Source organism: Arthrobacter sp. NicSoilB8 (assembly GCF_019977355.1).
Lineage (GTDB): Bacteria > Actinomycetota > Actinomycetes > Actinomycetales > Micrococcaceae > Arthrobacter.
Map to the genome: position 1 here is coordinate 2,796,297 of NZ_AP024655.1, position 15,319 is coordinate 2,811,615.

The window sequence follows — 15,319 nt, forward strand, 5'->3', positions numbered from 1 at the left end:
CTACAGTTCGAAGCGTGACTGAATATCGGTTATGCCGGCGATCGAGGCGACGATCGACGTCGCAACATCGCGCAGTTTGGTGTTGCGGGCATTGGAGGCTTTGCGGAGCAACGTGAACGCCTCGTCCGGGCCGCACCGGTTCTGTGCCATGACCACGCCGATTGCCATGTCGATGACCGTCCGTGACTGCATGGCGGACGCGAGATCGTCGCGGGCGCCCTGGAGACGGCCGATCCGCAAGGCCAGACGCAATGGCCGGGAGACCTGCCGGGCCACGTTTTCCGCGGTGACGATATCGCCGGCCGTGAATCCGGAACGGCGTCTCGCGTAGGCGCTGAGGACGGCCCGACGTTCGCCGTCGCCTTCACCGTCGAGTTCGCCGTCCAGTTCGATGGGGATGTCTAGGACGGCGAAATGGCCCCCGCTGGCGGCCGTTTGACAGAATTCCGGCCACCGGGTCTCGCGCGTCAGATCCCTGACGTATACCGTGCGTTTCTCGGCCATCGCGGTGATGCCGGGGCCCTCTCCACCCTGGCTCTGCAGCTGCTCCAGTTCCAGGACATCCGGGCTGCCGGCGCCGATCGTGGCGGGTTTCCTGGGCCTCGTTACGGCAACGGCGCAAATCACGTGCCGGTCTGCCCGGGCGAGCCAGATGGCTGCCTGCAGGGCCAGTCCGCCCAGGAACTCCTCCAGGTCCGAGCTTGCCAGCACAAGGTCCTGGAGTTCGTCGGCGGCCCTGCCGCCCAACCGCTGCTCCCCGAGCTTCACCCCAACCCCTTCCGGCCGCACGCCCCCAAATCATATTACATAGCGGGCGGCAGGACGGGGCAGGTCTTAGTGCCCTGAATCAGCACCGGTTCAGGGCCGGTCAGTTGTCCTGCGGCCGCAGGACCACGCGTCCGGACGATAGTGGCGGCCTAGCTGCCCGTTGGGTCCGTACCGCGTCGATCAGTCGTACCGGCCGCCGGTCCGGCACCGGCGATGATGTCGGCGGCAATGTCATGCATCCGGGTGCCCTGGACTGTGGCGGCACGGCTGATCAGGGCCAGTGCCTGGTCATGGCTGCACCGGTTCTGGGCCATCACCAGTGCGACGGCGGCGTCGATCACTGCACGCGATTGCAGGGCCGAACGCAGGTGTTCCGGATACGGCGGAGCCGGATGGACCCTGAGGGCAAGGCGAAGAATGGTGGAGATGGACGCCGCGTATTCCTGCACCCGCTCGACAGTGCCGGGTTCAAACACTCCGGATTCGGACGAGTAGCAGTTCAGGGCCGCCGCGGATCCGGTATCGGTGGGGATCGGCACGGCCAGTACCGACCGGACATTCTCCTCGGACATGTCGCGGGCGTAGACTTCCCAGCGCGGATCCGTTCCCACATCAGTCACCAGGATCGTCTGCGTGGTCCGCAGCGCGGTCAGGCATGGACCGTCGTGAAGGCTGTACTGGATTTCATCCAGCCGCTGCGCTTCGGGCCCGCTGCTGGCGACGGTGGCCGGGCTCCCGTCGCGTTCAACAGTGATGGCGCACATCAGGGGGTGCGGACCGCCAAAAGCGGCGGCGGCCAAGGTGGAAAGGCTGAGGAGGAAATCGGTGAAGCCCGGGCTCTCCAACAGCAGGTCTTGGAGCTGTTCCGCGGTGGGTGCAGCCCCTGGTTGTGAAGTGACGGCGTCCTCTTCCTTTGGGTCGCCTCTGCAGGAGCCCTGTCTTACGGTTGCGCGCTCTAGTTCGTACGCAGCCTTGCTGTGAAGAACGACGGCCGGTCGGACTCTCCGGGGGTATCTCCTCTTCTCAGACTACGCGTGCCGCACCGAGGTGAACAGGTGCCGCGTTGACTCATGGAAAAGGTCCGTGGAGCCGGGTACGTTGCCTCATCTGAAAAGGTCCGGGAACGACGGGGCCGTGGACATCCTTGAGGGATGGGACTGACGATGAGCCAGCGGAAGGCTGTCACGGTGATCAAGGCCAGGGCGTATGCCCGGGCCGGCCGGCCGGAGAAGGTCCGGATCCTCGATGAGCTGGTGGAGCTCACGGGCTGGAACCGGGACTATGCGCGCCGGGCCCTGCGGCAGGCGCTTCAGCTGCGGCCGGTGCGGGCCCGGGAGCCGAGGCCGCCGGTGTATGGTCCGCGGGTCGTCGAGGCTCTGGTGGTGTGCTGGGCGGTGCTGCGCGCTCCGGCCGGCAAACGTCTGGCCCCGATGCTGCCGGTGCTGGTGCCGTTGCTGCGCCGGGACGGGGAACTGATGCTCTCGGATGAGGAGGCGGAGCTGCTGATGCGGATGAGCGCGGCAACGATTGACCGCCGACTGGCCCCGGAACGGAAGAAGCTGGTGCTGCGGGGCCGTTCCCACACCAAGCCCGGATCGCTGCTGAAGTCCCAGATCCCGGTCCGGACCTGGGCGGACTGGGACGATGCGGTGCCCGGGTTCGTGGAGATCGACCTGGTGGGGCACGAGGGCGGGGTGGCCTCCGGGCAGTTCTGCTTCACGCTGACGGTCACGGATATCGCCACGGGATGGACCGTGAACCGGTCCGTGCCGAACAAGGCGCAGAAATGGGTGTTCGCGGCCCTGAAGTACGCGCTGGCACGGTTCCCGTTCCCGATCGTGGGGATCGACTCGGACAACGGCACCGAATTCATCAACGACTACCTCTTCGCCTACTGCCAGGAGCACCGGATCACCTTTACCCGGTCCCGTCCGGGGAACAAGAACGATGGCGCCCACGTGGAACAAAAGAACTGGGCCAGGGTCCGGGAGCTGGTCGGCTACTACCGCTATGACACCGCCGCGGAACTGGAGAAGCTCAACGAGATCTGGGAGCTTGACGGGCTGTTCACGAACTATCTGCTCCCGCAGCAGAAGCTGGTGTCCAAGGAACGCCACGGCGCGAAAGTCATCAAGAAACATGATGCCGCGCTCACCCCGCACCAGCGCGCCGCCCGCCACCCGGACACCCGCAAACGCCCCGTCATCACCATGAACGCCCAGTTCAAACGCCTAAAACCCGCGGTGTTGTCCCGGCAGATCCTGGGACTGACAGGTGAACTCGAAACCCTCGCCCAAGCCAAAGCCGCACCCCGCAACTACAAAGTCAACACCTCGTTCAACCCGCCCCTGAACCGGACCTTTTCACGTGAGGCAACGAATCAACCCTCCCGGACCTATTGACGTGAGGCAACAGGGGTGCCCGGCGGCCCGCGGCCAGTTATGCTTGAATACGCAGCCGGAGCGCCCCGCCACGGCACAGTGAAACCTGTCGAGGTGGAACATGACTACCGATCTGCCTTTGGCGGAGGAGCTTACCGCGGTCTTCGCCCGTGCGTCGCGAATGCTGCTTACCGAGGAGACCGTTGCGCACGCCCTGCACCTGATCACGGACGCCGCCGTCGCGGCGATTCCGGGTGCGATGGGAGCCGGTGTCAGCCTGATGAAGCCCTCGGGACAGCGGCTCACGGCTGCTGCATCGGGCACGATCGTCTCACAGGCGGACTCAGCGCAGTTTGAGCTGGGCGAAGGTCCGTGCCTCGCGGCGTGGGCTTCCGGTCAGCCCGTCCTCGTCAGCGATGTTGCCAGCGATCAGCGCTGGCCCGCCTGGAGTGCCGCGGTAGCGTCCCTGGGTTTCGGGTCCGTGGCCAGCAGCCCTCTTTTGACCGGTACCACGGCGGTCGGGGCCGTCAAGGTCTACGCCCGCGATCTTGACCATTTCGCGGACCACGCCGTCCGGCTGCTGGCCTTGTTTGCGGAACAAGCATCGCTGTTCGTCCTGCATGCCCAGGCCCGTGAAGCCGCCGCAGCCCTGAGCGATCAGCTCCAAGACGCCCTGTTTCAGCGCGACACGATCAGCGTGGCCAAGGGCCTGCTGATGGCACGGGATAACACCGGGGAGGACGACGCCTTCCGAACCCTCATTGCCATGTCACGCCGGTCGGGGGAAACTTTGCATGAGACCGCAGCGGCGTTGATCCGTTTCTCTGCGTCGTCCGGCACGTAATCACAAGGCGGATCCATGGCCTTGAGCAATGAAGAAAGCGAGCAACGTCGCGGAATTGCTGCTTCACTGCCTTACACCGGACTCAGCCTCGATGAACTGTGGCTGAAGTACTTCACCTTGGGTGGGCAGGCCGGCGAATTCGAGGTGGAGGCTTATTTGCACGGCGCGATGTCACTGCCGGACCTCCAACGGGACATCCTCGCCCACGCCGTCAACGAACGGCTGGACGCTCTGGACTCCCCCGCGCCCCGGGCTCCTTACAGCACCCCGGATTCGGGTCCAGTAGACGAGGGCACCGAACCGGATCAGGCGCCGTGAAATGATCGGTTCGCGGGCGGCACCTCACGTCGCAGGCACGAACATGCTTTACACGGTAGCGCCCACGGTTAATGCGAGCGCGGATGCGGCCCACCCCCGACTCGTGATGTTTCACAGGGTCGCATCCGCGCTGGTCTAAGGGACCCCGGAATCAGGCTGCTGGTCGCAGTGTCCGGGCAGTGGGCCGGAGCGAGGGCGTGGGTGCGGATGCAGGCGGAGTGTGGGAGGGTTTGCTGCGGTCCGTGTCTGGCAGCGGCCGACGGCGGCGGAGCAACCGGGTATGACCTCTGAGCTACTACTGCGCTGCAGCGGAATCGGGGCGCCCGCAGTGGGCGCCGCCAGGGATCCGAACGGCCTCGCGTCGGTCGTCAACGAGACGGTCGTCAACGAGTCGGCCGTCAAAGAGTCGGCGGCACTGACGGTGACATCGGATCCGGTAGTCATGAGGCAGAATCTCCCCGCAATGGAGTGGAGGGCCCCTTCCTGACCAATTTCAGACTATCAATCCCCGGCCCCTCACGATAGGCGCTGCGCACCGGAAGATAGTCCGGTCCCGGGCTTGGAAGACTGTTACCCGGAGCCACTAGGGCTGGGTGACTATTAGGTCTAGCGTGAGAAGTAGAGATCCTGTGCACATGAATGCACGCCGGAAGGGGGACCGGACAGTGATCCGGGTTCTTTCACATCCGTGAGGCCGGCGCCGGGGACCCACTAACAGCGCCTTCCAGTCAAAGGCCAAGGAACGGACCTCCAATGATGGCTGACCCGAGAATTTACCCAAGCGCAACTCTTGCCGGCCGGGGGGTGTATCTGCTGGACGACCACGAAGTCGTGAGGCGAGGCCTGCGCCAACTGTTGGAGTCCGATGGTCTCAGCATTGCCGGAGAGTCAGGATCCGCGGGCGAAGCGGTCCGGCGGATTCCTGCCCTTCGCCCGGAACTGGTCATTATTGGTGATGATTTTCCGGGCGTGTCCGGTGCCGACGTGTGCCGCGCCATTGCCGCGGCGGCCCCGGGCATCCGGTGCGTGTTGATGACCGGGGACGGCGACGAAGCCGTGCTGATCGACTCCATTCTGGCCGGTGCGTGGGGGTGCCTGTCCAAAGAGGATGACAGCGGCGAACAGCTCAGGCTCATCCGACGGGCCTTGGCCGGGCACACCGCGCACAGCGGCCGCTTCCATCCCGCGCTCGTTGCCCCGCCCTTGCGGCCCGGGCCCGCAGGCACGGATGAGAGACTCCGACGACTCTCAAGGCAGGAAATGAATGCCGCCATCGGCCTGGCGAAAGGGATGAGCAACCGCCAGATCAGCCAGGAGATGTTTCTGTCAGAAAAGACCGTGAAGAACATGGTGTCGACCATCCTGATGAAACTGGGCATGGCGCGCAGGACGCAGGCAGCCGTACTCATCACCAGGGCGCTGAATCACTCGCAAGACCCCGCCGATGGCGGCTACCGGTTCAGCCGGTTCCCGGCTCTGATCCTGGAGGTCACCGCAGCCCTGCTGAACTGCACCAGTGAGGCCCGCACCGTGCCGCTCACAGACGAAGCGCGGGCCAGGGACGCCGTCCGGCTTGCCGACGCCCTTACCGCGACGCGGACCGGACTGACGGTCAGCCACCCTCAACCAGGCAGCGCTTAGGGGCTGGGCGTGGCATCGTGATGGCGCCCATGGACACGCCGGGATTTCACAGCGCCGTGATCAGGGATCCCCAGGGCGCCACATCCCGATCGGCGCAACCGCCGCCTGACATTTCCATCGGCTGGTCGGGGGGCGGCGCTGGTAGGGTCTGCCCATGGATGAATATTTGGGGAAGTTCATCGACAGTTTTGCGCGGCTGGTGGAGCTTGCACAGTCCGGACAACACCGGGTGAAGCGTGGAACCCAGCTGCTGACAACGCTTACCGACCATTTGGACGTCCAGGCGGAAGCTGTGTCCGTGGTGGTGGAGGAAATTCCGCCGCACCGGTTCGTGGATGCTGACATCCTCATAGCAGAGATTGCCGCCGGGGACCCCGGGTTCCGGCTCGTGGGCATTGGCGGCGGGGACCAGCGCCACCATCAGTCGCTGAGCGATATGTTGCAGCAATCGCAGTCGTTTCCCCAATACCCCCTGTCCCAGCCGGACTATACCAACCTCGCGGTCGGCCCGGACGAACAACGGCAGGCCGTGGCACTGGGGCTGTGGCTCTTCAGCCACGACGGCAGTCCAATCGCCGTGCTGCAGCGGGACGCCAACCCCAGGTATGGCCGGCAGTCAGCTTCCCTTGAAGTTTTGGCCGGCACTACAGACAACGCCGCACGCTTCCTCTCGGGGTTCCGCCGCCAGATGCAGCACCGCAGCGTGCTCAAGGGGCAGGTTATTTCCCTGACGATGGGCGAGTACGGACCTAGCGCGACCGGTGTGACGTTTCACGCCCGGCCGGCCCTTGCCGCATCTGATGTCATCCTGCCGCCTGGGCTGCTGGCGAAAGTTTCGGACCACGCCATAGGCATCGCCGAGCACCGGGACTCCCTCAACAAGCACGGACAGCACCTCAAACGGGGGATCCTGCTCCATGGCAAGCCGGGGACCGGCAAGACCCACACGGTGCGCTATTTGCTGGGCCGGAGCGACGGTGTGACGGCAATCCTCCTGTCGGGAGGATCGCTCGCCAGGATCTCGGAGGCCGCCACCATGGCCAGGGCCCTCCAGCCCTCCATCGTCGTTCTTGAGGACTGCGATCTCATCGCCGAGGACCGGAGCTTCGGTCACGGACCCCAGCCGCTGCTGTTCGAGGTGCTCGACGCCATGGACGGCATGGCCAGCGACGCCGATGTGGCGTTCGTCCTCACCACCAACCGGGTGGACATGCTCGAACGTGCCCTTGCCCAGCGTCCCGGACGGGTGGATCTGGCCGTGGAAATACCCCTCCCGGCCCAGCCGGAGCGTGTCTCGCTGATCAGACTCTATGCCCGCGGTATCCCCTTCAGCGCGAACGCGATTGCCGACGCTGCGGCCCGCACCGAAGGCACCACTGCCTCGTTTGCGCGCGAGCTCGTCCGCCGGGCCGTCGTGGCTGCGGCATTGGAAGACGTGCCCGTTGCCGACAATCATTTGGCGAAGGCTGTGGATGACCTGATGGCCGACGGCGCTGCCCTCACCCGAAGCTTCCTCGGCAGCGGCACCGGCGGCGACCGCGCCGGCGGTGGTGCACCGTTCCCCGGGCCGCCGGCCAACCCCACGAGTCAACGCCGGAGATGGATCGTCATGCCTGGCGCGGGGGGCTGAAAGCGCTCCCAGGCTGACTGCCTGGTCATGCCAAGAACCTCGCCAATGCGCGACCAACTGATGAGTCTTTGACGCGGGGCCCCACCCAGGCCTTCAGCCGCTCGTGACCTAGGAGGCGACGGCGGCGATTTCCGGCAAGTGCGCCAGCAGGGCAGCATCAGTCATCTGCACCCACGGTGCCTCGGCCGGCGGGACACCCTTGCCGCTGAGCAGCTTCACGGATGTCTCGGCATGGTCCGGGCAGATGGCGACCCCCGCCAAGCTCCGGCTTGCTCTGGCTTCGATGAGAAAGCATGGAACCAAAGTCAGCGAACTCTGCACCGAACTCGGCGTAACGCGCCAGACCCTCTACCGGCACGTTTCGCCCACGGAGGAGCGACCGGACGGCGAAAAACTCATGTTCCGGTTGGGATAAGTCATGGAGAACTTGCGGCAGTACCGGCAACATCCGGGGTCGGGGCCTCGGGACTGAATCGGGCATAGCCGCCTGCGGGCCGGGCTGGGGAAATTCTCCTTGGCCTGTATGTCTGACCGCGAGAGGGCCCTGTCTGAACCTGATCATCAAGCCGCGTTGCCCACGGGCTTGCTTGGGTCTAGTGGAGCTGATCGGGCGCTGTGGCATCACCGCGTTGGCGGGGCAGTCCTCGAAGCGCTATTCCAGGGTGCGGGGCCGCATCACGGTGTTTTTGCGGGGCGGTGGACCGGCCGTATTTGCTTGCCAGGGGTGTTGCGCTGAGGCCATGGGCGATAACGCTGAGGAGCACGGTGACGGCGACCACGGCGACGGCCTCGTCTGCTGCGCTGCCGAGTTCTTCGAGAGCCAGCAGGGCGAAGACCAGGGAGGCCAGCCCGCGGGGGCCGAACCAGCCGACGAAAAGGATGGTGTTCCGGTCGAGGCCTGCGCCGATGAGGGCCAGGGCCACGGGGACCATCCGGATGATGGTGAGGCTGAGGACCGCGTAGAGGATCATGGCGGGGTTGATGCGCTCGACCATGATGGGCACGGCGATAACGCCGAAGGCGAGCCACACCAGCAGGGACATCAAACCGCTGGCCTGCTCCAGGAACTGGACTTCCGCCGGCCCGCGCGGGCCGGCCGCGGCGCCGAAGGCCAGGCCTCCGCAGAATGCTGCGACGAAGCCGTTCCCGTGGGCCACTATGGAGGCGCCGTACGCGAGGACGGCCAGGGCCAGCACCGCGATGCCCGTGAAGTCCTCGGCGGCCCACTTGTCCCGCCGGGCGATGCGCAGCAGGGCGCCACCGGATGCCCCTATGCCTGCCCCGACTGCCACGCCCACGGCGAGCTCGAGCAGGGCTCCTCCGGCGCCGGTGGCGCCTTCATGACCGGCGGCGGCCGCGGCGCCGGCGATGGCGAGCATGACCACCGGTGTGGAGATGCCGTCGTTGAGTCCGCTCTCTACCGTGATGAGACGCCGGATGCGCGCCGGTACTACCGGGTTCGTCACGACCGGGATGCCGAGCGCGGCGTCCGTGGGCGCCAGCGCGGCGCCCACCAGAAGGGCGAGCCACACCCCGAGGCCCGGGTAGAACCATGCGGCCAGGCCCCACCCGGCGACTATTGTGAGCGGAAGTCCGACGGCGAGCAGCCGCACATACAGGCCCAGGCCCCTGCGGAGGTCCTGGACCCGGATGCGGGCGGCATCGGCGAACAGTACCCACACCAGCGTGATCTCGACCACGGGTTTCAGCCGCTCGGAGGCCGATGGGCCGGCTATGCCGGTCAGGGCCACGACTGCGCCGATGAGGGTGAAGACGATCGGAGCGGTGAGGTCAGCCCTCTGAAGCCTCGCGGAAACCAGCCCCCAAAGGAAGATGCTGGCGGCGACCACGACGACTACTGTCAGCTCCATGTCAGGCCCCGTTTCTCGTAGTTTTCCCGGTCAGAGGTCCGGCGGTTCCGGTCAGGAATTGAAGGGGACGCTCCGAGGTCGGCGGCGCGGTCACGGCCGGCAGCGCCAACCTCCACGAACACTCGAAAAATCCGGACCATCTCGTTACCTCCACCATCGCGTGCGGCGCTTCAGTCCGCTCGGCTGATTCCCGGGCACCTCCAGGACCCGTCGAGGGCTACGGGCCTGGGCCGGTACATCCTGAGAAGCACGAACCACGGGCTCTCCGGGGAGGTCGGCAGCCAGTTTGACTCCCGCTCGTGTGCCGGCGGGTCCGGCTGAAGGTAGATGCTCAGCCCGCCATCGCCGTCCAGCTGCAGCCGGGACGCGTGGTCCCCGACCGTGTACCGGTCAATGGGGTTCGCTATGAGGTTGAGGTCTGTGGCGGTGTAGGCGGTCAGGGACCAGAACGCGTCCACGGGCGGCAGTCCATCGGGCGGGAAGCGCAAGGTGTACCGGCGCTTCGGGTCGAGCCTGGCGCCGGTGACGTCCTGGAAGTTCATCAGGTACATCGATTCCGCCGGGTCGTTGGCGGCGATGCCGGCCAGCGACTGGTCCGCGGCCCGGCGCAGGAAGTCGTTGCCGAACCTCCCCTCCTCGGGGGGCGGGTACCTCCAGCCGTTGACGATGGTCGCCCAGTCGCCGCTGGTGAACTGGTCCCTGAGCAGGGCCATGCCAACGGTCGTGGCACGGGCCAGGCCCTGGCGGACCGCTTCCGGCTGCGCCTCGACGTCCAGGCCGGCCCCGACGCCCAGGCCGCTGAACTGCTCCAGGACCAAGGCGTGCGTGGATGACGGCGGGTTCTCGGCCAGCATCGCGTTGAGGGTCTTCCAGGGCCCAAGGGGGTCCTCGGTCACCGGCACCGGCGCGTAGATGTCCTGCGGCACCGGGACGGCCGCCGCGGGTGAGTTCCAGACGCTGAGCGGGGTGAGCCGGTACTGGGCCTGCAGGGCGCGTGCGTCTGCCAGGTCAGCGCTGCCGTTGACGGCAGTGCGGCCCAGCACCAGCGCCCAAGGCGTGGGCGAGGGCCGGAGCCGTTGCACCCCCGGCGGCAGTTCACCGTCCCAGCGCGGTCCGACGATGGCGAAGTGACCCGCACCCGGGCCGGTGGTGCGCTGACCGATGTAGCCGAAATTGTCCGAGGTGAAGGAGGCGAGCTGGAAGGTGAAATACCGATCGCCCATGTCCGGGTGGGTCAGGATGAAGGGCTCCTGGCCGAGGTCCAGCCAGGCCACGGAGTACAGAGAGTCGGTGCTGGGGCAGCCTCCCGCCCGGTAGCTTGCATCCAGGATCCGGCTGGCATGCCAGAACTCGTTGACTGCCCCCTGCGGTATCACGGCGGGGTCCTGCGTGCTGGTCACCCAGTCGTGCCGGACCTTGGCGTTGTAGATGTAGGGAAATCCGTAGATGAATGCCTGAACGCCCGCGGTGTAGGCATACTCGGCGCGCCAGTCGAACTCTTCCGCCGGTGGGGCAGGAGAGGTCTCCGGGGTGGCGCTGGGGGTCTGTGCCATGGCGGGTTCCTCGGATTCGGGTCCGGTCGGGGGCGCCGGCCGGCGGGGCCGGCGGCCCGACGCTCAGGGCTTGTAGTTGCTGAACGGTCCGCCCACGCGGTCGTAGGTGTTGCCGAGGTCATCCTGGAGGATGCGTGCAGTCCCATTCTCGGGGGTCAGTACGAGGTCCTGCTCCAGTGTCACGGCGCGGTAGGACCACCCTGCCGGCAGCTGCAGGCGTTCGCCGAGGTTTGTCATGGCGTCGTATGTCTGGTGCGGGTCGATGATGAGGCTGACTGACTTCATCACCCACGTATCGCCGTCCGGGTCGTCCAGGATGAAGGCCGGTGATCCGTTGTTGATGCCCAAATGGGTGTCACGCCGGCCGGTAATGGGTTTGTAGGCCACTTCTTCCTGATGGCCCAGCCCCGTGGGGACATCCACCCACATGCACCATCGGGCCTTCAACCCGTGAAAATCACGCTCCCTGCCGACCACGATGTCCATCCAGTCCAGGCACCAAAGGCGCGGACCGTTCTTGAAGACACTAGGGATCCCGTACTCCTCCGCGAGGACCCGCATGTCGAGCTGGTCCAGCAGCGGCTGGGGGCAGGTGTCGCCGGCGCCGTCGGGATCGTTCAAGCCTGTGGTGTTATAGATGCTGCCGATCATCTCGCCGGTCTCGGCGGGGGCAATAAGAATGATCTCGGCGTAGCGCTGCCCCCGTACTCCATCGAAGCGCATCACGGTTGTGTCAGCGTCGTCGTTCGGGACTTTCGCGGAATGTGTCATCGTGTTCTCCTTGGTGCAGAAACGGAGTCGGCCGGTGCGGTCAGTGACTTAGACGTTGTCGATGCGCTGGTAGTTGTCCTCGTACTCGTCGAAGACAATGTGTGCCGGGGCGCCGTTCGCTTCGGCGCGAACGACAAGTTCCTCCTGCAGCGTCGGGGTCCGGTATTCCCACCCCTGCGGCAACTTCAGGCGCTCTCCTAGCGTTGCCAGCCGGTCGACGGTGTTGTGCGGGTCGACGTGCTGGGAGGCGCTTTGCATGATGTAGACGCTGCCGGTCGGGGAGACTAACTGGTACACCTGCCGGCCGGCGTTGAAGTACCAGTTGGTGCTCCGCCCAATGGTCATCTCGGTGTAGGGCGGTCGCTCCTTTTCGACGGCGAGGAACGCCTCCAGGTCAGGCAGGTGCATGGTGCCGACCGTGCGCATTGGGATGGGGCCGACCATACTGATCTTGGAGTCATTGAAGATCATCGCGTCCAACCGGTCCATCAGTGCCCGGCGCGGGCCGTTCATCCAGATAACGTCTCCGCCGAAGTCTTTCTTCAACTCTTCCGGGTCGAGGGCCCGGAACTCAGCATCAAACTGCTCATGCGACTTGTCATCGGTCAGCCCGAGGGTGTTGTAGATGACGCCGGAAGCTCCGGGCCCGTCGGCGTCCCTGGTGAAGACGACGATCTCACCATGGTGCACTCCGTGGAGGTTCTCGGCTGAACTGAGATCTCCCTTAGCCGTTGACATGGTGACAACCTTTCATCAGAACGTGGCCCCGGGGCGGTTCCGTACGGGGGAGGAGCCGACGTCCGGCGGGGGTACGCACGACCCCGAAGGGTCATGCGCACCTGTGTGTACCGGGAACCGGCTCTGTGGTGTCAGTCGCGGCGGTCGCGGCGGTCTTCCCGGCGGTCGCCGCGGTCATCCCGGCGGTCCTCCCGCCGGTCACCGCGACGGTTAATCCCGTGGGCGACCACAACGGCCCCGCCTACGGCGGCGGCGGTCCTGCGCCTGCGTCGTGCTGCCAGTGGCATGTCAGGCTCCTTCCTTCATTCCTTCGGGCGACTGGGCCTCGGCGTCGGCGTCGGCCTGGAACGCGGCGATGACGGCCTGGGTCGGGATCCGGCCGCTGGCCACGAGCTGGCCGCCGGCCTTGCGGACGGCCGCGCCGAACGGGGCAGCCCACTGGTTCTCCCAGACGAGCACCGCGGCGGAGTGGCCGGGCTGGATCGTCTCCGCCAGGTCCACGACGTCCTGCTCAGAGAGCACCATGGCCAGGTCGGCCTCGGCCGTGCGCACCTCGCCGAGCTCGCTCGGGTCGAGGTCGGAGATCTCTGCCGTCTCGAGCGTGCCGTCCTCGGTCTTCCTCAGGAACACCATGTCGAGCACCCTGACAAGCTCACGGTTGACCAGGTCCTCCAAGTACGGGGCGATCTGGCCTTTGCCAAAGTCGGGGCCGGGGAACTCCACGACGAGCCAGTCCACCGGCCCTAGTTCATCCAGTGACTCAGCCATGCTGATGACCTCCGTTTCTCAGTAGGGACAAGGCGATTCGACGGATCGTCGCAGTTTCCATCCTGTTCCCCCGGGAAGCCCGGGCACCTCATCCACTCCGGGTGACTTCACGCGCGCCAGGGCTTGCGCTCCTGCTCCGGCAGCTCCCCGGAAAGAAGTTCCGCCCCAGCCGGTCCGTCTGGCCGTGCCTGCTCCGAGGTCCAGGATGTCTGACGCCTTGTCCCGACCATGATTTTCGAGGCGGCCCGTCTCGTACCGGGTGGCAGACAGGGGTAGACAATAGGCAATCAAGGCGACCGTGCCTCGGGTGTGAGTCGCCCTGAACAGGGACGCCACGTTCAGACCTCAGGGGCCGACAGATAGCCGCCGTCCGGACCCTCATGTCAGGACCGCCCAGGGAGGGCCCCGTCCGCAACTCGGACGGCGCCCTCCTTGGGGGAGAGAAATGCGAAGCCCAACCTGCAAGCCGTAGGTGGAGCCGCCGCATAGACGGCGACTCCAACTTCCAGGTGCGGCACGCACGCGCCGGCCCTTCCGCATCAGACGGATCAGACGCGTGGAGAATATCGGCGGATCCGCGGTACCCATTAGCCCTTAGGCGAGGGCGAGGGCGTAGGCGTCGGCGAAGGTGTGGCTGGGGGACTCGGCAGGGGCTGGAAGGCCACCAGCCCTCCGTCTGTGAGGCCATCGTAGATCAGGCCGCCGTAGCCGGGCCACAGCTGCATGCCAACGACCATGGGGCTGTAGTAATCCGATTGGCCCAGGAGTTTGCCCGTGGATGCTTCGCGCCATTGCACCCGCTCGGTGTAGTTGGCGCCAATGGGTCCGGACTGCCAATCGAGCGGGTTCGGCATGGAGGTGTTCGTCTTGATGTCCGTCGCGACAAGTACCCGCTTGTCCGGCGGTCCGATGAGCACCATCCAGCTAAGCGTCGACTGGTCCACACTCCACGCCAGCTTCATCTCGCCGGTCTGTGGATTAATGTCGACCGCTGCCACTTTCCCCGGGCCAGGATCCATGGTGTAAGGCCGGTTATTGACCGCATCCACCGACAGCGCGGAGGGGATGTAGCTGATCTGTCCCTGCTGCAGGGGCATGGGCTGGATCCGGTGGATCTTCGTGGGGTCGGACTGGGAGATCGCCACGATACTGAGCGGTGTCTGGGTCGGGGCGCCCCCGTTGGTCATCAGCAGGACCTGATCGCCCAGGATCGAGGCTGCGGAGGCCCCGGTTTCGCCGGGCTGGAGATAGGAGACCGGACCCCAGCTCGTGTCCAGGGAAATATTCGTGCCGTCCCACAAATAGCGGTACAGCTTGGTCGGGCCGGCAACATAGGCATATTTCTTGCCGTTGAATTCGGCCGCGGTGATGCGGCCGCCGATCATCTGCTCCATCTGCTTGGAGGCAAGCACTGCGAGATTCTTGGAGTCCACCACCACCATGGTGGATGGGGGCGTCTTCTCCAGGTTCGGGCAGTTGACGACGGCGAAGAATCCCTGCTCTTTACAGCCCGGCACGCGGGCCAGGTTCTTCATGACCAGCGTTCCATCGGACCACCCGTCCATCCCGTTGAAGTAGCTGTCCTCTGGTGCGCTGCCGATGGTCGGGAGGGACACAACCTTTTTAACCGCCCCGGTGGTGCCGTCGATTTTGAACAGGTACGTGTTGACGATGGCCAGGACATCGCCGTCAATGGATTCGATCGACCCGGCGCCAATCCACTGGTTGCCTATGTGGGTGTTGAGCAGGTTCGTGCGCCACAGTTCTTTCAGTGAGCCGGGCTCAACCCGTGCGACATAGGGCCCGGAGGGCAGCGGGTTGGCGTTGCCGAGCGAACCGCCGTATACGTACATTTCATTTACGCCCCGGGTCGCCATCATGGACGGCGCATAAAAATTGTCGGGGGATTTGTAGGCGTACACATTGTTGGGGTCGGTCAGCGACCCGGTGAATTGCGCGCAGGGATACATCTTGGAACGGGCGCTGTCATGGTGCTCATAGCCCAGCATCGTGGAGTACCAGGGTGGATTCACTTC

At 65.7% G+C, this 15,319-nt stretch carries 15 protein-coding genes and 1 pseudogene; 7 read left to right on the top strand and 9 right to left on the bottom strand.

Annotated features, from left to right (window positions below; genetic code table 11):
* Positions 1-768 carry a GAF and ANTAR domain-containing protein gene (locus LDO15_RS12585; protein ID WP_223979215.1) on the bottom strand — a complete coding sequence of 256 codons (768 nt, stop codon included), beginning with the start codon at positions 766-768 and terminating at the stop codon, positions 1-3.
* Between the two features lie 149 nt (positions 769-917).
* Positions 918-1,613, bottom strand: coding sequence for a GAF and ANTAR domain-containing protein (locus tag LDO15_RS12590; protein ID WP_223979216.1), 696 nt, complete (start codon positions 1,611-1,613; stop codon positions 918-920).
* A gap of 306 nt (positions 1,614-1,919) precedes the next feature.
* On the opposite strand from LDO15_RS12590, the gene LDO15_RS12595 reads away from it, so the two are divergent.
* The 7 genes and pseudogenes from LDO15_RS12595 to LDO15_RS12625 form a co-directional block, all read left to right on the top strand.
* Complete coding sequence (locus LDO15_RS12595) at positions 1,920-3,170, top strand: transposase family protein (RefSeq protein ID WP_223979217.1); 1,251 nt, start codon at positions 1,920-1,922, stop codon at positions 3,168-3,170.
* Between the two features lie 100 nt (positions 3,171-3,270).
* Positions 3,271-3,993: a GAF and ANTAR domain-containing protein gene (locus LDO15_RS12600; RefSeq protein WP_223979218.1), complete on the top strand. Its 723-nt coding sequence runs from the start codon at positions 3,271-3,273 to the stop codon at positions 3,991-3,993.
* Between the two features lie 15 nt (positions 3,994-4,008).
* A complete protein-coding gene (locus LDO15_RS12605; protein ID WP_223979219.1) occupies positions 4,009-4,311 on the top strand; it encodes a hypothetical protein in 303 nt (100 codons plus the stop codon).
* A gap of 280 nt (positions 4,312-4,591) precedes the next feature.
* Positions 4,592-4,798, top strand: coding sequence for a hypothetical protein (locus tag LDO15_RS12610; RefSeq protein WP_223979221.1), 207 nt, complete (start codon positions 4,592-4,594; stop codon positions 4,796-4,798).
* Between the two features lie 266 nt (positions 4,799-5,064).
* The gene (locus LDO15_RS12615; RefSeq protein ID WP_223979222.1) at positions 5,065-5,952 is read left to right on the top strand and encodes a response regulator transcription factor; all 888 of its coding nucleotides are present in this window, start codon (positions 5,065-5,067) and stop codon (positions 5,950-5,952) included.
* Positions 5,953-6,106: 154 nt separating this feature from the next.
* Complete coding sequence (locus LDO15_RS12620) at positions 6,107-7,582, top strand: ATP-binding protein (protein ID WP_223979223.1); 1,476 nt, start codon at positions 6,107-6,109, stop codon at positions 7,580-7,582.
* A 250-nt stretch (positions 7,583-7,832) separates the two neighbouring features.
* Positions 7,833-7,997: pseudogene (locus LDO15_RS12625) on the top strand (helix-turn-helix domain-containing protein); the annotation flags it as partial.
* Positions 7,998-8,175: 178 nt separating this feature from the next.
* Here LDO15_RS12625 and LDO15_RS12630 read toward each other — a convergent pair.
* The 7 genes from LDO15_RS12630 to LDO15_RS12660 all read right to left on the bottom strand — a co-directional run bounded on the left by LDO15_RS12630 (position 8,176) and on the right by LDO15_RS12660 (position 15,316).
* Positions 8,176-9,453, bottom strand: a complete 1,278-nt coding sequence (locus LDO15_RS12630; RefSeq protein ID WP_223979224.1) for a cation:proton antiporter — start codon at positions 9,451-9,453, stop codon at positions 8,176-8,178.
* A 170-nt stretch (positions 9,454-9,623) separates the two neighbouring features.
* Positions 9,624-11,006 (bottom strand): DUF1254 domain-containing protein, encoded by a 1,383-nt coding sequence (locus LDO15_RS12635; protein ID WP_223979225.1) that lies wholly within the window; start codon positions 11,004-11,006, stop codon positions 9,624-9,626.
* Positions 11,007-11,069: 63 nt separating this feature from the next.
* Positions 11,070-11,777, bottom strand: a complete 708-nt coding sequence (locus LDO15_RS12640; protein WP_223979226.1) for a hypothetical protein — start codon at positions 11,775-11,777, stop codon at positions 11,070-11,072.
* A 48-nt stretch (positions 11,778-11,825) separates the two neighbouring features.
* Positions 11,826-12,515, bottom strand: a complete 690-nt coding sequence (locus LDO15_RS12645; protein ID WP_223979227.1) for a hypothetical protein — start codon at positions 12,513-12,515, stop codon at positions 11,826-11,828.
* A gap of 131 nt (positions 12,516-12,646) precedes the next feature.
* Positions 12,647-12,802, bottom strand: a complete 156-nt coding sequence (locus tag LDO15_RS12650) for a hypothetical protein (RefSeq protein ID WP_167467810.1) — start codon at positions 12,800-12,802, stop codon at positions 12,647-12,649.
* Between the two features lies 1 nt (position 12,803).
* Positions 12,804-13,283 (bottom strand): DUF6325 family protein, encoded by a 480-nt coding sequence (locus tag LDO15_RS12655; RefSeq protein ID WP_223979229.1) that lies wholly within the window; start codon positions 13,281-13,283, stop codon positions 12,804-12,806.
* 587 nt (positions 13,284-13,870) lie between these two features.
* Entirely contained in the window at positions 13,871-15,316 is a 1,446-nt protein-coding gene (locus LDO15_RS12660; protein ID WP_223979231.1) for a hypothetical protein, read from the bottom strand.
* Positions 15,317-15,319 lie beyond the last annotated feature (3 nt).